The organism is Sphingobacterium sp. B16(2022), from assembly GCF_012030425.1.
Taxonomy (GTDB): Bacteria; Bacteroidota; Bacteroidia; order Sphingobacteriales; family Sphingobacteriaceae; genus Sphingobacterium; species Sphingobacterium anhuiense.
Genome location: NZ_JAAUVN010000001.1, coordinates 416,135 through 436,166, shown reverse-complemented (window position 1 = coordinate 436,166; position 20,032 = coordinate 416,135). Strand labels below are relative to the sequence as shown.

The 20,032-nt window shown below is 35.9% G+C and carries 24 protein-coding genes; 12 read left to right on the top strand and 12 right to left on the bottom strand.

Annotation, left to right across the window (positions count from 1 at the left end; all coding sequences use genetic code 11):
- Positions 1-74: 74 nt before the first annotated feature.
- Entirely contained in the window at positions 75-1,058 is a 984-nt protein-coding gene (locus HCX49_RS02075) for an alpha/beta fold hydrolase (protein ID WP_168125988.1), read from the bottom strand.
- A 74-nt stretch (positions 1,059-1,132) separates the two neighbouring features.
- Here HCX49_RS02075 and HCX49_RS02070 point away from each other — a divergent pair, with 74 nt between their 5' ends.
- Positions 1,133-2,020, top strand: coding sequence for a LysR family transcriptional regulator (locus tag HCX49_RS02070; protein WP_168125987.1), 888 nt, complete (start codon positions 1,133-1,135; stop codon positions 2,018-2,020).
- A gap of 115 nt (positions 2,021-2,135) precedes the next feature.
- Here HCX49_RS02070 and HCX49_RS02065 read toward each other — a convergent pair whose 3' ends face one another.
- On the bottom strand, positions 2,136-2,480 hold the full coding sequence (locus tag HCX49_RS02065; protein WP_168125986.1) for a winged helix-turn-helix transcriptional regulator: 345 nt from the start codon (positions 2,478-2,480) through the stop codon (positions 2,136-2,138).
- 98 nt (positions 2,481-2,578) lie between these two features.
- On the opposite strand from HCX49_RS02065, the gene HCX49_RS02060 reads away from it, so the two are divergent.
- Entirely contained in the window at positions 2,579-3,553 is a 975-nt protein-coding gene (locus HCX49_RS02060; protein WP_237682700.1) for an aldo/keto reductase, read from the top strand.
- A gap of 34 nt (positions 3,554-3,587) precedes the next feature.
- Entirely contained in the window at positions 3,588-3,980 is a 393-nt protein-coding gene (locus HCX49_RS02055; RefSeq protein WP_168125985.1) for a VOC family protein, read from the top strand.
- A gap of 335 nt (positions 3,981-4,315) precedes the next feature.
- Here HCX49_RS02055 and HCX49_RS02050 read toward each other — a convergent pair whose 3' ends face one another.
- Positions 4,316-4,492: a hypothetical protein gene (locus HCX49_RS02050; protein ID WP_165905937.1), complete on the bottom strand. Its 177-nt coding sequence runs from the start codon at positions 4,490-4,492 to the stop codon at positions 4,316-4,318.
- Positions 4,493-4,663: 171 nt separating this feature from the next.
- Here HCX49_RS02050 and HCX49_RS25765 point away from each other — a divergent pair, with 171 nt between their 5' ends.
- The 4 genes from HCX49_RS25765 (at position 4,664) to HCX49_RS02030 (ending at position 9,013) form a co-directional block, all read left to right on the top strand.
- On the top strand, positions 4,664-5,011 hold the full coding sequence (locus HCX49_RS25765; RefSeq protein WP_207902471.1) for a ubiquitin-like protein: 348 nt from the start codon (positions 4,664-4,666) through the stop codon (positions 5,009-5,011).
- Positions 5,012-5,228: 217 nt separating this feature from the next.
- Positions 5,229-6,794 (top strand): hypothetical protein, encoded by a 1,566-nt coding sequence (locus tag HCX49_RS02040; RefSeq protein ID WP_132771267.1) that lies wholly within the window; start codon positions 5,229-5,231, stop codon positions 6,792-6,794.
- A 10-nt stretch (positions 6,795-6,804) separates the two neighbouring features.
- On the top strand, positions 6,805-7,374 hold the full coding sequence (locus HCX49_RS02035; RefSeq protein ID WP_168125984.1) for a hypothetical protein: 570 nt from the start codon (positions 6,805-6,807) through the stop codon (positions 7,372-7,374).
- Between the two features lie 325 nt (positions 7,375-7,699).
- Positions 7,700-9,013: a sensor histidine kinase gene (locus tag HCX49_RS02030; protein WP_168125983.1), complete on the top strand. Its 1,314-nt coding sequence runs from the start codon at positions 7,700-7,702 to the stop codon at positions 9,011-9,013.
- 334 nt (positions 9,014-9,347) lie between these two features.
- Here the strand turns inward: HCX49_RS02030 and HCX49_RS02025 are convergent, their stop codons facing one another.
- From HCX49_RS02025 to HCX49_RS02015, 3 genes are all read right to left on the bottom strand, one after another.
- Positions 9,348-9,572: a hypothetical protein gene (locus HCX49_RS02025; protein ID WP_168125982.1), complete on the bottom strand. Its 225-nt coding sequence runs from the start codon at positions 9,570-9,572 to the stop codon at positions 9,348-9,350.
- Between the two features lie 94 nt (positions 9,573-9,666).
- Positions 9,667-10,071, bottom strand: a complete 405-nt coding sequence (locus HCX49_RS02020; RefSeq protein WP_045756394.1) for a DUF5675 family protein — start codon at positions 10,069-10,071, stop codon at positions 9,667-9,669.
- Positions 10,072-10,408: 337 nt separating this feature from the next.
- Positions 10,409-11,167 carry a hypothetical protein gene (locus HCX49_RS02015; protein ID WP_132771261.1) on the bottom strand — a complete coding sequence of 253 codons (759 nt, stop codon included), beginning with the start codon at positions 11,165-11,167 and terminating at the stop codon, positions 10,409-10,411.
- A gap of 544 nt (positions 11,168-11,711) precedes the next feature.
- Between HCX49_RS02015 and HCX49_RS02010 the strand changes: the two genes are divergently transcribed.
- On the top strand, positions 11,712-11,909 hold the full coding sequence (locus HCX49_RS02010; RefSeq protein WP_132771260.1) for a hypothetical protein: 198 nt from the start codon (positions 11,712-11,714) through the stop codon (positions 11,907-11,909).
- Positions 11,910-12,063: 154 nt separating this feature from the next.
- Here HCX49_RS02010 and HCX49_RS02005 read toward each other — a convergent pair whose 3' ends face one another.
- The 5 genes from HCX49_RS02005 to HCX49_RS01985 all read right to left on the bottom strand — a co-directional run bounded on the left by HCX49_RS02005 (position 12,064) and on the right by HCX49_RS01985 (position 16,456).
- Entirely contained in the window at positions 12,064-13,158 is a 1,095-nt protein-coding gene (locus HCX49_RS02005) for an alpha/beta hydrolase (protein ID WP_168125981.1), read from the bottom strand.
- Between the two features lie 39 nt (positions 13,159-13,197).
- Positions 13,198-13,677 (bottom strand): cyclophilin-like fold protein, encoded by a 480-nt coding sequence (locus HCX49_RS02000; protein WP_168125980.1) that lies wholly within the window; start codon positions 13,675-13,677, stop codon positions 13,198-13,200.
- Positions 13,678-13,679: 2 nt separating this feature from the next.
- Positions 13,680-14,243 (bottom strand): DapH/DapD/GlmU-related protein, encoded by a 564-nt coding sequence (locus HCX49_RS01995; RefSeq protein ID WP_168125979.1) that lies wholly within the window; start codon positions 14,241-14,243, stop codon positions 13,680-13,682.
- 93 nt (positions 14,244-14,336) lie between these two features.
- On the bottom strand, positions 14,337-15,158 hold the full coding sequence (locus tag HCX49_RS01990) for a helix-turn-helix domain-containing protein (RefSeq protein WP_168125978.1): 822 nt from the start codon (positions 15,156-15,158) through the stop codon (positions 14,337-14,339).
- A 218-nt stretch (positions 15,159-15,376) separates the two neighbouring features.
- Entirely contained in the window at positions 15,377-16,456 is a 1,080-nt protein-coding gene (locus tag HCX49_RS01985) for a hypothetical protein (protein WP_168125977.1), read from the bottom strand.
- A 293-nt stretch (positions 16,457-16,749) separates the two neighbouring features.
- Here HCX49_RS01985 and HCX49_RS01980 point away from each other — a divergent pair, with 293 nt between their 5' ends.
- From HCX49_RS01980 to HCX49_RS01965, 4 genes are all read left to right on the top strand, one after another.
- Positions 16,750-17,133, top strand: a complete 384-nt coding sequence (locus HCX49_RS01980) for a hypothetical protein (RefSeq protein WP_168125976.1) — start codon at positions 16,750-16,752, stop codon at positions 17,131-17,133.
- A gap of 93 nt (positions 17,134-17,226) precedes the next feature.
- Positions 17,227-17,769 carry a hypothetical protein gene (locus tag HCX49_RS01975; protein WP_168125975.1) on the top strand — a complete coding sequence of 181 codons (543 nt, stop codon included), beginning with the start codon at positions 17,227-17,229 and terminating at the stop codon, positions 17,767-17,769.
- 361 nt (positions 17,770-18,130) lie between these two features.
- The gene (locus tag HCX49_RS01970) at positions 18,131-18,439 is read left to right on the top strand and encodes a hypothetical protein (RefSeq protein WP_168125974.1); all 309 of its coding nucleotides are present in this window, start codon (positions 18,131-18,133) and stop codon (positions 18,437-18,439) included.
- A 58-nt stretch (positions 18,440-18,497) separates the two neighbouring features.
- Positions 18,498-18,713 (top strand): hypothetical protein, encoded by a 216-nt coding sequence (locus HCX49_RS01965; RefSeq protein WP_168125973.1) that lies wholly within the window; start codon positions 18,498-18,500, stop codon positions 18,711-18,713.
- 67 nt (positions 18,714-18,780) lie between these two features.
- Here HCX49_RS01965 and HCX49_RS01960 read toward each other — a convergent pair whose 3' ends face one another.
- Complete coding sequence (locus HCX49_RS01960; RefSeq protein WP_168125972.1) at positions 18,781-20,028, bottom strand: TlpA family protein disulfide reductase; 1,248 nt, start codon at positions 20,026-20,028, stop codon at positions 18,781-18,783.
- Positions 20,029-20,032 lie beyond the last annotated feature (4 nt).

Here is a 20,032-nt window from a genome sequence, read left to right as displayed (position 1 = left end):
CATTTGAACTCTATTAAATGACTACGTTCGGTCAGATTTGGAATACTAATTAGTCTCCTTGTCTCCTCTCCTATTTATTGTGGAAGTGTTTCCATGAAATTTAAAATGTCATTCCCAATTTCCCTAACGTGTGTTTCCAATGCAAAGTGTCCTGTATCATAGAACTTGACAGTAGCATCTGGAATATCCTTCTTATACGCTTCAGCACCTGCAGGTAAAAAGTACGGATCTTTATTTCCCCAGACAATAAGAGCTTTAGGCAAGTACTTTCTAAAATATTCGTGAAACTTCGGATACAGGTCTACGTTATTTTTATAATCTCCGATTAAATCGAGTTGTTTTTCATCCGATTCTGGACGGTCTAGGAAATATTGATCAAGCGTAAACGTTTCCGGAGCAATGAGTTCAGGGTCTACAACACCCGTAAAGTATTGAAACCTTAATTCCTGCTCTTTAACAAACCCACGTAACGCATTTCTATCTTCCACAGCATTACTTGCCCAATACTTCTTAACAGCATCCCAAGCTGAGCCAAGTCCCTCCGCATAGGCATTACCATTCTGTGAGATAAATCCTGTAATCTTCTCAGGATTTGCCAACATAAGACGGTATCCTGTAGGTGCACCGTAATCAAATACATAAATAGCAAACCTTTTTAGTTTTAGTTCATCAATAAACCCCTGCATCACATTAGCAAGGTTATCAAACGTATACTTGAATTCGCTTCTATCTGGTGACTCTGAAAATCCAAATCCGGTAAGATCTGGCGCAATCACGTGATACTTTTCGTTCAATATCGGAATCAGATTCCGAAACATATGGGATGAGGTAGGATATCCGTGAAGAAGAAGGATAACAGGAGCTTCCAACGGACCAGATTCACGATAAAAGATCTCGCGCCCTCCCGCATTCACTTTACGGTAATAAATTTGACGCTCCACATTTTCTGTGTGGTTTACTAAGCTGTTGTTTGACTGTGCCATCATATAAGAATTTGGTATTAAAGCCGATAGAATAATTGTGACGGCCCATATAATCGTATTGATATTATTTTTCATAGGACAAATTTATATCCTATATTTGATTGTTAAAAACGATTTATAATTATAACAACTATCATAATTTATGATTTATGAATATTAATGATCTGAATTTATTTGCAGCGGTAGCTTCTCATGGTAATTTTACCAAAGCAGCGGAAGCGATGTGTACCGTCCAATCGAATGTAACAGCAAGAATCAAAAATCTGGAAGAGGAATTCGGCGCAACGTTATTTTTGAGAACTTCCAGAAAGGTTGAACTAACAGCTGCAGGAAAAACTTTGCTGCATTACTCCAGACAGATCACTAATTTAATCGAGGAAGCCAAATTATCCATTGGAAAAAGTGACATGATTAAGGGGCAGCTCAAAGTAGGGTTTACAGAAACTACGATGGCCCTTAAAGGCCCAGGGCTTGTCACTGAAATGGCCGATAAATTTCCGTTGGTTGATCTTGATCTAACTTCAGCTATGCGTGATAAACTGATTAATGATGTGCTGAATTACAGATTGGATGCGGCATTTGTCCCCGCGCCTGTTTATAACGAAGAACTGGAACATATCCATATCATGAATGAACGTATTGTCGCTGTAACACCTTTAAAGTTTAAGAGTTTGGATGAATTACTGGAGCAGCCGCAGCTTAAGGCAATTGTTTTTGATGAGGGGTGTTTCTTCAGAGCACGCTTAGAAAACTGGTTGATAACGCATGATATTACTAATTATCATAAAACAGTAATGCATTCCATAGAAGGAGTTGTCAATTTCATAGAATCCGGAATAGGCTTTAGTTTCTTGCCCCAAGATATCATATCGACATTTTATCATGAACGAAAAATTAAAACATTTTCTCTACCTCCAGAGATCGGTGCTGTAAAAACCGTATTGATCTATCGGAAGGATAATTTATCATCACCCATGCTTAAAGCATTTATCAGCTTGTTTTCATCATTAAAGTTGCAACTAAATATGCAACAATAAAAATCATTGTTATCGTGAAAATGATGATGAGTAAGTCTGTAGATTTATTGGATATTAGTTTTTCGAGCAATTTATTGGTCAGTAGCAATGTTGGTGATTTCAGCAAATCTATTGCTTAAGTAATTGCTTTTTCCAACTCTTCTCTATTGTCTTCACCCCATTTTGCGGTGGATTTTATTATAGGAATTAATGACTCGCCCAATTTAGTTAAACCATATTCAACTTTAGGAGGTTTTACATCATAGATTTTCTTGGTAAGAATGCCGTGCTGTACAAGTTGATTTAACTGATTTTCCAAGACTCTCCTTGATGCATTCGGTATTTTTCTTTGTAGATCACCCGGTCGAATAATACCGTTATAAATACTCCAGATCAAGCTAATTTTCCACTTTCCGTTTATAACCTCCATAAATAAATGAAGCCCACATTCTACTGTAATAGGTATTTTTCTTTCATACATAGCAAATCATTTTTCAAACAAATATAATAATAATGATACGGACAAATTTATCCGTACTTGACTGAGTTGCTTAATGCCTTTACTTTTGAAAAAAAAGAATGATGATGAAATATAAATTATTTGGTTCAAAAACAGGTTTATACGCTAGTGAGATTATTTTGGGAGCTGCAAATTTTGGTACTCGTAAAGGATATGGAGCAAGTCCCGATGAATCGAAAAAAATACTTGCGGCATATCAAGAAGCGGGAGGCAATTTTATTGATATTTCTGATCTTTATCAATTTGGTGAAGCAGAAGAAATAGTAGGCGAATTTTTGAAAGGTCAGCGCAATAATTTTATTGTCTGTTCAAAATACACAAAAAGTAGTGAAATGAAGCCTGCAATAAGCAATTATGGGAATCATCGTAAATCGATGAAGCAAGCTGTAGAAGCAAGCCTAAAGCGATTGAAAACGGATTATATTGATATTTACATGCCACATTTTGATGATGGAGTAACGCCATTAGATGAAATTGTAAGAGGTTTAGAAGATCTCGAAAAAGAAGGGAAAATTTTATACACCGGCTTAACCAATTTCCCTGCCTGGAAAGCCGCAGCTATTGGAAGCTCAACAAAATTAACCGCACTTCAAATCGAATATAACCTGTTGCAGCGAACAGCAGACCGCGAATTAATTCCCATGGCACAGGAATTTGGATTGGGAATTATGATGTATTCGCCAATGGCAGGCGGGTTGCTAACTGGAAAATATAGAACCGGAGAATCGGGACGTATTACCATGGGACGAAATTCCAATTATAAAGAAGATGAAAAAACAAAAGCAATAATTGATGAACTGATTTTAATTTCAAAAGAAGTAGATGCAACACCCGGCCAGGTTGCGTTTGCCTGGGTTTTATCAAAAGATACTTTCCCTTTGATTGGAGCACGTAAAATTTCACATTTTGAAGACAGCTTAAAGGCAACTACCATACGCTTAACCGAACAACATCTTGCAACATTGGATCAATTAAGTGCTATATCATTGGGATATCCCCACGATCTTCTGGCGACAGTGAGAAGTTCAATGTAAAACATAGCAAAATTAAACCCCTAAATATAATATCATGATACATCCTAATTTAAAAGATAGCATAACAATACATCACATTGTTTTTACGATTTTGGATTTAAATGAAACTGAACAGTTTTATACTAAAATATTTGGTCCATCGCTTTATTCAAATGCAGATACTGCCATGTATCAAGTTGGACAAACGATGTTGATTTTTACACAGAAAGAACAAGCAAATCAGCCAGACAAAAAATTTAATCCTTCAAACATCGGACTTGAACATCTGGCATTTGGGCTTAAAAATCTAGAGGAATTGCAAGAGGTCGAAAAAGTTTTGACAGTTAATAACATTCAAAACAGCGGTATTCATATCGATACATCAAGTAAAAAAGAAAAGATCTGGTTAAATGATCCAAGCAATATAAGAATTGAATTTTACCTTTAGATTTTGACTTTATCTGAAATTCCTATTGATCTTTTATAAAGATTAATTAGAATGCGTCACAACGTTCAAAATTCTAATAGGTAAAGCATATTTATAATAAAGGGGATAGCAAAAAGCTACCCCCTATAAACTGTGAACCTTTAAAGTTAATCTCGTCTCATTTTAGGAGAAAAAACTAGTCGCTTTTACGTCGCCGTACTCTACCTAGGAGCCTACTGGTCACAAAACTCACAACTGTACCTAATGCTGCCATCAAGGCTGTTTGGAATAAATCCCCCAAAGAAAAGCTTGCCCAGGTCGAACACAGCTTCCCACCTATAGTACCGATCCGTATATCATTCCATTTCATCATGAACCTCCTTTTCTTTTTGTGAAGAATCCTCCGCCAGTGGTGGCGACTCCCCCACTCCTTTTTTATCTTTATCATCCAGCACCGTTTCTACCACACCAAGACCCAGCGCGATGTATTTAATAATATTCAATGCCTTTCCCGGCAATTTAATCGGCGTCATAATCACAACCTGTAGAGCATGGCTTATTTTTTTGAATTATATTTTTCACCTGTTTATTAATTTTTTTTCAATTGAACAACTGTGATTTACAAAACGAATACGGTTTCCCGTAAAATCCACCATTAGTATTAAAATATATTCGCAGCAGAATTAAATATTTAAAAAAACACAATTCAAACGATAATTATAAATATAAAAAAAATCCTACTTACAGGCCTAGTATTAAGCTTATGTCTTAATCCTTGCTCAATTTTTGCAAATAAGTCCATTGAGACAAGTACTTTAGCTAATGCAGCTAGTTTTCAAATTTTTGTAAAAACACTTACTGGTAAAACAATTACCCTAGAAGTAACCTCATCTACCACCATACAAAATGTAAAATTTAAAATTCAAGATAAAGAAGGATTCAAACCTGATCAACAAAGGATAATTTTTGGTGGTAAACAATTGGAAGATGGCAGAACATTATCTGATTACAATATTGGTAAAGAGGCTACTATTTTTCTCGTTCTAAAATAATAAAATAGTGAATTAGACCAGAAAAAGTATCATAAACTTTACTGGTCTAATCTTTACACGCAAATTTAAAAATAACAACTTGCGTCCCGAAAGATCCAATTTAAAACATTGCCTGAGAAAGCGATGGATAAAAAATTACACTCGGCACAGTTGAAAAGAATTTACTCAAAGTGCTTTTCCCTATGGCCTTTGTGTAACATAAACAACAAGTATTATTATGTTAAGACCAAATAAAAAAAAAATAAAGTATTTATCAATAATTACAATACTATTTTTCCTTATTTTAAATTCATGTAGTGATGACAATAAATATGATTTTTCATCACACGAAAACAAACAAAAATCAGCAAACATCAAAGAGATAAAGAACTGGTATAATCAATTAGGAATTGAAAAGAGGATGTATGACACTTTGACTTCAGATTTAATAACCACTTATATTCCAAAATGGGATAAAGCAAGATATTCAGAAGTAAATGATTCTACAAATCATACCATAATTCCTTTATCAATAATTAGTAAGAAAGGAGATAAGGAACTCTTAGGAAAATCTCTTTATAATGAGTCTTTTTTACTGGTTAAAAATAACAATGATTTTTATTTTGGTAATTTTTTTCCCGACGAAAACTCGAAACAATCATCAGATGAAAATTTTCTACAAAATGGAACGTTAATCTTAATTGATGTTATATCAAGACATCAATTTACATATATTTATAAAAATGGTAATGCACAATTTCAAAAACCAAAATTAGATAGTAAAAAAATGTCTTTTTATGACGATGAATACATTGTACTTAGATCTTGTGCAATAGTAAATTTGTGCACTTGGTATACAATATGTCCTGACGGGATTGTTACCTTAGCACCAAGTCGTGGCGGAGCATGTAATCCACCATATCACCTAGGCTTCTGTAGGGATGGTAGTTTTGCAGGTGAGTGGAAGCAAAGAACACAAACACATACTACAATAGAGTGTCAAGACGTATTATGGCCAATTCCACCAAAAGATGAACCGGGTTGGGGGGGAGGTGGATCTACTATTGATATAGAAAATCCCATTGAACGAATTGCAAGTTTATATCATTCCGAAGGATTTAGACAATTTCCTATAGATCCTTGTGATGCAATAAAAAAAGCAAATGAATTAACATCAAATCCCCAAGTTATATCAAAGATAAATGATATAAAAAATAAAACTTTGGAAAATGGGGCATATATTTATTCATCATCTAATACAGATATGACTACTAAATATGTTGGACCTCATATATCAAGTCCAAATGAAAGTTTAATAGAAATCGGTACTCCAAGCTGGAGCTCATCAGGTGGTTATGCCACAGGTTTCATCCACAACCACCCTAATGGAGGTGCACCCAGTCCATCAGATATTTTTGTTCCGGCCCAAGATCTAATCGATTTTGCTTCAGATAAGACCATGTCTTATGAAATGCTTAAAGGGTATATTCAGAATTATACGTCCATAATTGTAAGTGGTGAATATGTTTACACGGTAACTATTCGAGATCCTTTCTTTTTTGCTTTGGCGCAAAATAGTCATAAATCAAAAAGAGGTTATGAAAAAGCAAGATTTACAGAAAAAATACATGATTTTATAGAAAACACAGACGGAACCAAAGAGGATGTTCAGAGAGGTGGAGACGCAGCGTTATTAGATTTATATGGTAAACTAATCAATATTAGCAAACAAAAAATAGGAGAACCCAATACGAATAAAGCACTTATTTTCACAAATGGTGTTGCTAGTTTAAAAGATTGTTAATTTAAAAAATATGATGATGAAAAAATTTATTCTAATAACAATTTCATTTTTGGTTGGAGCGACCATTTGTAAAGCTCAGGAATTTATAGGCTTGAAAAAAGGATACACCACTCCAGAACAAGTTAATAACGCTAGAAAAAAAATACATGCGGATTGGTTTGGATCCATAATAGAGCAAGATCCAATATTAATAGGTTCATTAAAGCGGAATTCCGCTTATTTTGAAATGGATTATAAAAATCAAGGTTTCATAAATAAAGGTTTTCTATCTATAACAAATAAAAAGCCTAACACTACAAACAAAACTATTGATGAAATAATTAAATTTGATACTAACTGGTATTTTCAAGAAACAAAAGTAGAAAATCGAGTGACTGGCTTTATCAGAAGTACAGTAATTCAAGCCGGTTACTACTTTGATGATACACTTACAATTATTTATATCTATTTTTTAAACAATAACACAAAAGAAATTGTTCTAGCTAAACCAGAAATCCTCGGCACAAAGGATGAAAAAATTGCTTTTACTAAAGATTTTATTAAGAAATATCCTAATATAAAATGGAAGATAAAAATATAAATGTATCCGATCTAAATACGTTTTATAAAAATTCATTATTAAGACACATAATTTTAAATTAAAGAATTGATATTGAATCAGATCGGACGATCTGATTCAATATTTTTTATTTCTAGCCATCTATAAAGCTGCTATAATACACATATACGAGATGAAAGTGGTGTTGTTCATATATTCAAAAATACATATCTATTCCATTAGTAATAAAATCACAACAACAAATCCATCATTTTTAAATTAAAAACATGAATTTCATTCGCATTTCAAATTTTATAATAGTTGTCATTAAATCATTCGAACACATTTATTTATATTTGAATTAGAAATGGGAAAAGAAAAAGTAAAAATTAGAAATTATAAAAAAAATAAAATAATTCTTGCTACATCAGCCGTTCTAATAATTGTTGCGTCAATATTTATACTCGGAAATATAAATTCGAGCATTGACGAATTGAACGCTAGTGAAATGCTCGATGTCGCTAATCATAAGTACGAAATTGTAACTCAAGAACTTGAAATTCTTGATAAAATCTACACATACTTACCCGAAAGTGATAGTATTTTTCTTGCAAATATCCATATTGACACAAGATCTAAGAACAATCTATATAATTTAAATGAAAGTAATAGCTTCAAAAATGCCATAAGTGTTGACTTAAATACATTAAATAACTACCTAGCAAATCGAAAATATGGACACCGTAGTTACTTCAAGCTTTTCGACAAATCAGGAATCTGTTTAATAAGCCCTGAAAAGAAGGATATTGGAAAATACTATGACAGGTATAAATTCAATGAAATTGATAAAAAAATTATTAAGTCAGATTTCCTTGGTATAGATGTTTTTGTAAAGAATTATCCGTCAAATATAATTTTCAAAGACGCGACAATCATAGTTTCTGTTCCAATATTAACATTTAAAGAAGATGTTCAAAAGCTATCAAACCACAGTTTGCTACTAGGACTAGGCGACATGTTTATTGTCTCCCTATTATTTTATTTGTTCATTTTGGAACAAAGGAAAATCGAACGGTTGCAATTGCAAAATCTTGGCAAGGAAAATGAACACAATAAAATAAAATACCTTCATCTGCGAGAGCAATTTAATCCTCATTTTTTATTTAATTCATTAGGATCTCTGACGCATTTAATTGGGAAAGACATAGAGCTATCCAAAAAATTTATAGTCAAGATGACCAAGTTTTACCGAAAAATAATACAGACCAATGCAAAAGAACTTGCTACTGTACATGAAGAGATAGAATTGGCTAAAGATTACATTTTTTTACAAAAGGTACGTTTTGGAGACTCCATAAGTGAAATTCAATATCACTTACCTGATCATGTATTGACCTTAAAACTACCGAGGTTTTCAATTCAAATGCTTTTTGAAAATGCAATTAATAGCAGTCAATTTTCATCTAAAGCACCACTTAAAATTACAATTGACTTTGATCATGAAAACATGACTCTTAAAATCGTATATACTTTTGTTGCAAAATCTTCTACTTATCTAGATAATACTGATAAAAGTTTCATACTTTTAAAATCAATTTATCAGTATTATAATACAGATAAATTTGATTATCAAATTATTGAGAATAATTTTTCAGTAACCTTGCCGCTGATTGAAGAATAAAAACATTAGCTAAATACCTAACTCTTCATTATCATCTCCAATCTCAGGGTAAGTTTTTGAATGTATAAAAGAAAGTGTAATACCACTTTATATTAAAGGGGATAGTAAAAAGCTATCCCCTTTAGTTTGTGAACCTTTAAAGTTAATCTCGTCTCATTTAATAGGGAGAAAAAACTAGTCGCTTTTACGTCGCCGTACTCTCCCTAAAAGCTTACTTGTCACAAAACTCACCACCGTACCCACCACAGCCATTAAGGCTGTTTGTAGGAGATCCCCCAAAGAAAAGCTTGCCCAGATTGAACACAAAGTACCCCCGATAGTGCCTATCCGGATATCATTGCATTTCATCCCTTACCTCCTTTTCTTCCTGCTGCACGATAGGTACAGCTGGTGGCGACTTCCCCACTCCTTTTTTATCTTTATCATCCATTACGGTCTCCACCACACCAAGACCCAGTGCGATGTATTTAATAATATTTAATGCCTTGCCCGGCAGTTTAATCGGCGCCATAAGCACCACCTGTAGCGCACGGCTTATTTTTTGAATTATATTTTTCATTTGTTTAATTGTTAGTAGGTTAGAAACTATTACTCTTAACTCCGTTACCACATCACTCGTCACTCTGTTACTTCGTTACTCCTTCACTACGTCACTACTTAATATGTAAAAACACGTCCTGCTCCATATCCCAAAGCGAATAAACCAGAGACTTCAATTTTGCGAGAGCCTTTTTACTTTCGGTACCGCAACCTTCCCCTGTCAGTGTAGTTACCGGAGCGATGCATCCCAATAACTGCTTCTGTGCATCGTTGGCCGCATGGATCAATATCGCTTCGCGTCCCAGTACAGCAGGAATTCCGATCTGCTCTCCATGTCTGGTATACTTTCGTTTTTCCAATTTATAACTCCCTACCGGGATACAGCTGAGCCTTGGCAGGTTATTGCGCCAGGGTAATTCGATAGTACGGCAGATGACCTCACCTTCAAAAGTAAGTGTACCGTTCGTTCCCTGCTCTCCATAAATCCGTTGGAGATGCAAGATTTTTTTTGTTGACATGTTATTACATCATCTATTAAAAATTATTATTAATTTTCAGTTCCACCTGGTGAATAAATTTCAGGAAGCAGGTCGTTGCGATAACACAACCACCCACCACCTGAAAAATAATCCCAAAAGCCATAGGCTTACCAAAACGGCCTAGCATTCCGACTGTGTAATTGAACCGATAGAGAGGCGTAAAAATGAATTTCTGTCTGAGTGAAACGAGTTTAAATTCATTTAGCCTCTATGAGGTGAAATAGCAAAAAGGAATGCAGCCTTGACTTTTGTCAAACTTTGTGTCAAGACAAAGTTTGTCGCCATGTGCCGGCGAAAGAGGCACAAAAGCACTCGATTACGGTATCACGACCTGATGAATGGTCAGCGCATTGTACTGCCCATTTGCCAATGGATAATAAGCACCGTTCACAAGCTGATAATACCCTGTCCCTACCAGTACCATCACACTTTTATCAGGATCATGAACAATAGTCGCCGCAATATCCAGATCCATAGGCTGCATTTCACCAAGCATGATATAAGCAGACCGCTGGATCACAGGACGCTGATCTGTTTCATCTCCCGAGAACTCCTGCAGCACCAACGTGTACTGCACATGCGTTGCTCCGCTCAGCTTGGCGATATGCAGATTCGGAATCAGTTGCTCACATGTTAAAAAACCTTCACCACTAAAATTGTCGAAGGAAACCGACAGCGGTTTTAACGTGATGTTTTTTAAACTGGCCCGCTGATTACATTCCAGACCATTCAGCAATACCATGTTCTGCGGTACTAAAACGCGCTCCCCGCGGACACTGACCGGATCCATCTGGATGACTTTTAACATCCGGCTCGCCAGCCTGGAGCTGAATTTGTTGTCCGCATTTTCAAACAGCACATCACGCAACAGATCGCGTAGCTTTTTGCCTTCCTGCTGTGCTCTGCCAAATTCACTGCCGTTCTCACGAGTACGTGCAAATGCTGGATCATTGGCAATACGGTCGCCCGATACACCGGTTTTCATACGTGCCTGATAACCCACACTTTTCGATTTGTAAAAGGAAAGATCCCCGATCGTTCCATTTAATTTGATTAAACTTTCTACTCTTGCCATGACATTATTGTTTTGACACTGCTAAGATGATCATCAGTACAAAAGCACTGGGATCAAAAGCGTGGAAAAGAGGAAAAATGCGGAATAATGATACTGAATTGGCGTAATAAATTGACGAAAATGTACCGAAATGAGAATAAAACTATTTTTTATAGAAAAAACTTATCTTAGTAAATGAATAACCAATAACATCATTTTTCTGGAGAGGAATTAAACCTAATCTGCAAAGCTTAAGGAATAAAGCATGCTTTAAACTTGGACGTTACCTCGTGATCAAGCAGGGCATAAGCGTATATAAAGCGTAGATAGAGCATAGATACAGTGTAAAAACAGTATGTTTCACGCACTTACAACGCACTTAACACGCACTTAGCCTATGCGCATACTGTACATAGCAAAATAAGCTTTATGCGTGCTTGATTTATGCTTTATACCAGCTTAACAGGTGGTTTGATAGGATATGTTTGTCTGCGGGAGTAATAATCACGAACAATCCAGATGATCTGATTATCAAAAAGATCATCCCTCTAAAAACCAGGATAACATGAAAAATAACGATCGTTTATGCATATACCCCAAAGAAGCGGCTGTAATATTGGGGCGTACAGAAAAACACACCTACAAAATCTTCCAGTCTATACGCGATTGCTACGGACTGAAAGCAAACCAGTATGTCAGCATCAGTATATTTGCGGAGTATACCGGATTACCGGAAGAAGAAATTAGAAAGCTACTGCTCTAATTAGCTTTAAATAGAAACAGCTGGAGAGGACTGTTTCTAAACAAGCTACCCTGAAAAGTAAAGGCAGGAATTATTTACTTCAATAAGCAACAAAAAAAGACTGCCTTTTGTTAGACAGTCTTGTAAAAAAATTGACCCGTAAGGGATTATAGTATTATTTCAAATTATCTTTAAAAAACGTTTCCAATCTGTCAAAAGGAATTTTATCCTTTTTATCGTATAGATCGACATGATCGGCACCAGGTATTATAACCAGTTCCTTTGGCCCTGAAATCATTTTATAAACATCTTCAGAATAATAGCGCGAATGCGCATTTTCTCCAGCAACAAGCATGACCGCACGAGCTCCAATCATTTCAATGTTTGCATGCATCGGAAAACTAAAAAATGACATCGGTGTTGTAGCTGTCCAGGCTGTGGTAGAATTGATAGATCTGGAATGAAAACCACGCGCTGTTCTATAATAACCAAAGAAAGAGGCAAGTACAGGATCGGGATTAGCAGGCAACGTTTCAGGAAGTATACGTGTTCCTTTTATCATATTACCGTTTTCATCAAATGGTACTTCATGCAGACCCACTGCATAGTTGCCATTCTCCGCATCTTTCCAACGTTGCTGACTTAAGTAATCGACAACTTTTTGACGCTGTTCTTGAGTATAACTGTCTTGATAGCTTCGGCTGATACTACGGGACATATCGTACATCGAGGCCGTAGCTACCGCCTTGATCCGAGAATCGCTTGTCGCTGCCGTAAGCGCCATACCACTCAGACCACAGATCGCCATTAGACCAATACAATTTCGGTCAACAGAAGGCAATAGTCCAATATAATCTACCGCAGCACTGAAATCTTCCGTAAAGATATCAGGTGAAGCGACACCGCGGACCTCGCCACCGCTTTCCCCCGTAAAAGAAGGGTCAAAAGCTAAGGTCACAAACCCTCTGGAAGCCAGTTCACTGGCATATAAACCAGATGACTGTTCTTTTACAGCTCCAAACGGCCCGCTCAATACCAAAGCAGGTAGTTTTTCATTTCCCTTATTTTTCGGCGTATATAAATCTCCGGAAACCATGATTCCATAACGGTTCTTAAAAGTAATTTCCTTACGATCTACCTTATCGTTCAGTTGAAACGTATAATGTTCTTGATTTTCCATTTCTTTTTGATTTTGAGTTAATAACGTCTGACCAAAGGTTTGCCCCAACAGGATCAAAGAAACCGCTATTAAAATTGATAGTTTTTTCATCACTTTATTTTTCTAATTACGAAGATCAACCTTCACACACTATTGTTCAACCAGTTCAAAATATACGTTCTTTACAGTACCTGTAACATTGAATGCATCCATACCCTCAATTATTCTTCCTATCCTGATCAAGTCTCGGGAGCCTGAATAACTGCCATAAAAAATAGCAATATTACCCCACGGAGCATATACATTTATATCTCCAATCTTAGGATCGCTGACAGCTTTTCGTTCTGTTGTAGATAATTTTTTCGGTGGGTAGAATATCTTTTCTTTACCAGCGAAGTCCTCCATATCAACAGTTAAAGGAAGTTGGGCAATGAAATCTCTTGTAGTAGGATTTTCATACAAAATTGCCGTGATCACCTTATCTCCCCTAGTTATTTTCAATTTCATAACTTTTTTGTTTGCTAGAGTGTCCTTTTGGATTTCATTTTTAACCCTATTTTCCGATGGCGTACAGGCACTGCTCTGTAAGCTGGTAAAAAGAAATAGCAGCATATAAATCGTCCTTTCCATCACTATTCAATGCGCTTAAGCATTTTCGCTGGTATCCCCCCGAAAACGCAATTGTCAGGTACATCTTTTGAAACAACTGCACCTGCCGCGACAACAGCATTTTCGCCAATGGTCACGCCTGCCAGTATAGTCGCATTTGCTCCAATCCATGCATTTCTTTTAATGTGAATATGACCAGGAACCAGCGATTGTCTGTCTTTAGCGGCTATCGGATGCCCTTCCGACAGCAGACTTACTTTGGGTGCGATCTGCACATTGTCTTCTATCGTGATACCGCCCAGGTCCAAAAAAACGCAATCAAAATTGATAAAAACGTTTTTACCGATCTTGGTATTTTTCCCATAATTGATATACAAGGGTGTAAAAACCGCCGTATTTTCATCAATTTCTGTTGCTGTAATCTGCGACAAAAAATTACGTACCTCGGCAGGATCATCAGCACTGTTCATCTGGAGAAGCAACTTTTTTGTAGCAAAGGAAGCTTCCCTCAATTTATATGCTTCGGGATCACCTGCTGGTACAGTTTCACCGTTTCGCAAGCGTTCAAAAATATCAACTGTTTGCATTATATCTCCTTTAATTACAATACAAAATTAAAGCAAAAACCTCACAACAGCATTGTTGTGAGGCTCAATTATCTTTTCTCTAAAGCTCAATTTTTAAGCTTCTGTAGGCGGTACGCCATATTGCTTTTTAAATGCCGTAGAAAAATGTGAGGGATTTTTAAAACCCACTTCCACATAAACTTCCTGTACTTTTTTGCCCTCTTCTTTCAGTTTAACGTAGGCCGCTTCCAGCCGTTTTTTAATCAACCATTTTTGAGGACTAAGGTTACTGAATTTTTGAAAATCCCTTTTAAATGTTGCCAAACTCCGCCCCGTATAGGCTGCAATCTGTTCCATCGTGAGGTCATCCATATAATGATCGTTCAGAAACTCCAGGATATCGATCTTCCAAGGGTCAGTAAAATCAAATAATATAGGATAAAAAATATCCGAATTATCCAGCAGCGCATAAATACCTTCCAGCAATTTCAGATGGGTAACACCATCGGTCGGTTTTATATTTTCATCAAAATAAGGCGTGAGCGATTGAAACAGACTGGTGATAGCAGGGCTCGGTTCAATCTGAACAACATTTTTATCGGAAATCAAGACTCTTTTAGGCAAGTACGCCTTATCAAACTTACTGTAAAACTCGCGCAATATGCTCCGGTTGAATGTCAAAGAAATTCCTTTATATAATTCACTTCCTTTGCTGTTTTTGTACATTGTCAATCGGTGGTTTCGCCTTACAAATGCACATTCACCAGCTTTTATTTTAATCCTCTTATTTCCGTCCTCTATAATCTGCTCGCCCGAATACAGGTACACCAAAACATGTTCTGGTGCTGCATGAATACATTTTTCACTAAAATCTGTAAAACAGGAAAGGAAAATACCCGAATAGCTTATTGTCTTTAATGTATCAGTCTGTTTCATCGTTGACAGTTTATATTACATATTTATTAGATAATGACAAAGCTACACATTCTATCTCAAGAGAATATTTCTGTCCGGCTCAAAGTTGATACATCAATAGATTTGCAAGTATAGTATTGCTAGAACAAGAAATTAGAAAACTACTGCTCTAATTTGCTTTAAATAGAAACAGCTGGAGAGGACTGTTTCTATCAATGAAAGAGTCCAATATTAAAATGTTATTTCCTTATCGGAATCCACTTATCCCAGCCATCATGCACAAGGGTATTCCTGCGTTCCCATAAAGCTTTAATATTTTTATCCGATATACCTTTTCCAAAAGTCAACATGGAAGCGATGTCTTCAGCAGACATTTTTCGCCGTAATCCGTTCATAGACTCTAAATGCAAAATAAGTTGAGATCCTTTTTTATAGTATGGAAAATCAACCAAGATGGTATTGATCATGTAGTTATCGGATATTTTAACAAGCCAATGGCGCAATCCCGCCGCTTCCAGTATCTTCAGTATATCGTTGCAAAGCACCATTGATCCATCCGAAAAGATAACATGACGTTGTCTATTCTGTGTTTTTATCCCAACGATATCAAAAAAACGGATCATCCAAAGGTCCTTGTATAATGGGCCTACACCTGCTACATGAACCAGATAGGTATACATTTCGGTCAAGGCTATTTTTTTAGGTAATATAGATGTCTCGCTCACAGAAAAAGGAGTCTGCGGTGCTTTTTCTACATATATTTCTTTTACTACCTCCTCTTTAATGATAACCTCGACTTCTCTGATCACTTCTTCTTTGACTTTCACTTCTCTAATAACCTCGACCGTTTCTTTTTGAAAAATAGGTACTGCCAAGTCACTATATTTATCAAAAAGATAGGTAATTGCAAGGAGAATTAGAGCTAAAATAGAGATTCTCCAGATCATGTTCATCCATAGCATATCCCAAAATTCAGGTCGATCCCAGATCCATATAGATGTAAATCCTACAAAAAGAAGAAGTAATGGAACCACAGCGCAACAATAATAAAGAAACTTCACGGCAAGTATGTTCGGTTGCATCGTTTCACCGCCCAGATTTTTTCTAAATGTATGGCGGACATAGGAAATATACACCAGACTTACCAAGAGATAGACAAACATGATTAAGAAAAGAAGCAAGAAACCCATACTCCATATAACTAGCCTATTCCAGGTCAGCTTATAGCCCAACTTATTATAAAAAACTGGAAAAACAAATAAAATCAAAAAGTACAGGGAAATTTTATTCCTTTTGTTAGAGGAAATTTTTACACTCATTAGATTAACTTTAGTTCAAAATAACTGTTAATTTATAATTATTAACTTAAATTCGGCATTGGAAAATGTAACAAAATTGATAGTGTGACGAAGATCACGTTTTTAATCTTCAGGAAATGTCAATCTTTCCCTATTGTAACAATGATTAAGATGGAAAAGGCCACATCTTAATCACAAAATGAGGTATTAAGATGTAAAACCACCCATCTTAATACCTCCACCCGCATTAGAACTACTTAAATCAATTAGTTTTTTTTGAATTTTGATATTAATCGAACACAAATAAATCAGATATGAAACAACCTTTTGATGAAGCGGGCGTTGCCTTTGTCCAAAATTATGTATTGGCACTTTTAACAGCAGATTTATTATTGGAAACCCAACTTTTACGAGCTGATTTTTCAGCTTGGATGAATAAAACTTTTGATCTCCACCTGAATCAGCAGTTACAGATCCAATCCATGTCAAGCACATTCAAAACAGCAATTGCAGATGCGATAGCCAATTGCTGGGAACAGGGACTAGCGGTAAGTTTTACCAAAGAAACCAAAGCTGAACATGACACACCCGACCAAAAAGAAATTCTTGTATTTGGCTTAGATCATAACATCACCAACAGCAGTCAAGTATTTGCACATCCGTTGATGATCAAGATCCTATACAAATACAAACCTTAATACGTAGCATCACGAGTTGCATCACACCTGTCGCCCGACAAGTATGATGCAACTTTTTAAGCCAATTAAACTTATTAACCAAACGAAATAATTATGGAGAAATCAAAACATGAAAATCTACTATTTGAAACGTTTCATGACATCGCTCCTGTATCACCGGATCTTTGGAAGCGCTTTTTAGAAATCGTAGAAATTAAATCATACAAAAAAGGCAGAATATTACAAGCCAATTTATTAGACCTATATATCGTCTTAGAAGGTATCATTATCAAACGCGAGAACACAACGAAGCAAGTGATCGATTTTATCTGCAAAAAACAGTTTATCTTTCACAATGAGGAGGTAGATGACTGCTATTTCGAGGTCGATAACGACGCTGTTGTGGCCTTCATCAGTAACGATAACTTACTAAAGTTATCAAACGAATTTCCAAAATTTAAAGATCATATGAAACATTTTGGTGCAGATGTACTGAAGCGGAGAACCCTCCGCGGCCGATTCATTGTCCTTTCGGCACGAGAAAAGAAAATGAAATTGCTGGAACTATACCCTGAAGTATACAGAAATTGCAGTACTGCAGATATAAGTAGTTTTTTAGGAATGACCCCAAATTATTACAGCAGTATTATTATTTAACGTTCTTGAAAAATCTCAACTTCCAAATGTGGATATTTCAAGCACTGCGCATGAATCCTTCAATAACTGGGCTATAACACACTAAAATCGTAGTTCCAATGCTACGATTTTAGTGTTCATTTTCACCGAATTTGTAGTTCATTTTCACCGAATTCGTAGTTCAAAACCACCCTTTCTGCCCCTAACTTTACTTTAGTTGATCGGTACAATAATTACGGATGTCTCCTCTCCCATTGGTGGTTAGCAGATTGATCAAAATAAAAGATGCAACGGGTGGACGCCAACGAGAGCGATACCAATATGAAACAAGCAGAACCAAGTTCACCCAAAGCATCTGAAATTATAAACTAGATTTTTAAACATGAAGCGACAGCAGAAAAATAGTACAGGACAATCTGGAAAGCAGCCAAAAGGAAGGCGCTTTGCTAGCTCCATGATGAGCTACGGGTCTACAGCTATGAGCTGCAGGACTGCTGGACAGATTGCGGTAAATCGCAGGTCTTTACAGAGAAGCTGCTGTTGCGCAGGTCCGGTGCGTGATGCACATGGACGTAGATTTACGACATTCCCCAGAAAATGGTACGGGGAAAAAGTTTTTGGTCGAATAAGGAGTCCTAAAGCCAAAAAAAGCAGTTCCCATTTGGCAACTGCAGGGGGCCGAGGCGCTTAAAAAGCGTCTTCGAGATCAATTAACTAAATTATGATAGTATCTAAAGAAATAAGTAATTATGGCTTGGTTTATATTAACTGGCTCTAATCCTACTGACTCCCAAGACTACGATGCAGCAACTCCATCAGGTTGTACAGGAACAAATAAAATCTGTGCAGTGCAAGCCAATCCGGATTCAAATAATAAACCGGAATTAACAGATGCACTTAAAGATGAAATGATTTTGGCCTTACACAACAGATCAGCGTCTGCTAACGTACAATTGAAGAGTTAATAAGGATTAGACCCGTAAAATAGGTTTTATTAGAAAGGGGTTAGTGATGAACTAACCCCTTATTGCGTCAATTTCGTTGATCAAATACAAGCACATCAATTAATCTATATTTTTCTTTCAATTGCAATCCATAACCTAACAATTGCAAATTAATTTGCTCTAAATTTGAGTAATCAGTTAGCCGTATTTTTTGTTTAGAATTAACCTCATCTACCACTGGTGGGTATTTATTTTGGTAGTCAATCATAAATGCCAATACGGAAGTTCCTGCAAGTTCGCCATCGTCAGTTTTAACTTCACCAGACTTTAAATTTGCCTTTTCCAAAACCAAGCAAGGCATTTCTCTTTTAGACCAATAAACATGCAATCCTAAAAAACCATTTAAATCATTTAAAATAAATTGCGCTTGTAACGAATCAGGTCTTACAACATGATCATAACGTTCATAACAAATTCCATTTCGCAACAGCCACTCGTTAAAAGCAATTTCTCCATTTGGATACTTAAACAATGATGAATCTCTCACCTTCCAAACTATACGTTCATCTTTTAATAAAAACTCAGGTTTTTTGATTTTACTCAAAGCTCCAGTATAAGCACCTAAAATATCAATATTGTAAAAAGAACTTTTTTGCATACCTGATATAGAATCGTATTTGATTATAATTCCATTCGGATCTACAGCATCCCTATAACCTGAAATAGAAACAGATCCCAATTGTTTGCCCCTCTCATTTACCGTATTATTTTTAAGACCATCATTAAAATCAGACTTAACAGGCAATTGAATAGAACCATTTGCATATAGATGCTCAATATTTTCAGCTTTTACAAAATCCGAAAAAGTAATTGCCTGAACTTTATTTTTATAAATCCATGCGGTATGCGGTACTCCTTTGTGAGGAAAATATTTCCGTAATAAGGTATCTGCATATACTGTAATGAGGTTTACCTTATTTTCTTTCAGAAAAGCGTTTGTCTTGAAGAATTTTTCAATAGTGGCTTTATCTTGCCAAGTGACCAAAATGACTTGTATTTTATCTGCATATTCATTTTGTAGTTTTTGCAACTTAGGCATTGCTGCGATACAGTTTGTACAATAAGTATCGAAAAAATCAAGGATGATGATCTTGTTAGATAACTGATCGAGCGAAACTTGATTTTTAGCGCTATTTAATACCGATAACTTTGGAATATCTGGAAATGCCTGTCCAATCCGCAATTCCAAACTACGGTCAATTATTTGCGTATTTTGAGCCCAAATAAATGGACTTAGAAATAAGAATATTACTAGTGTTGTAATTTTATTAAACATGATG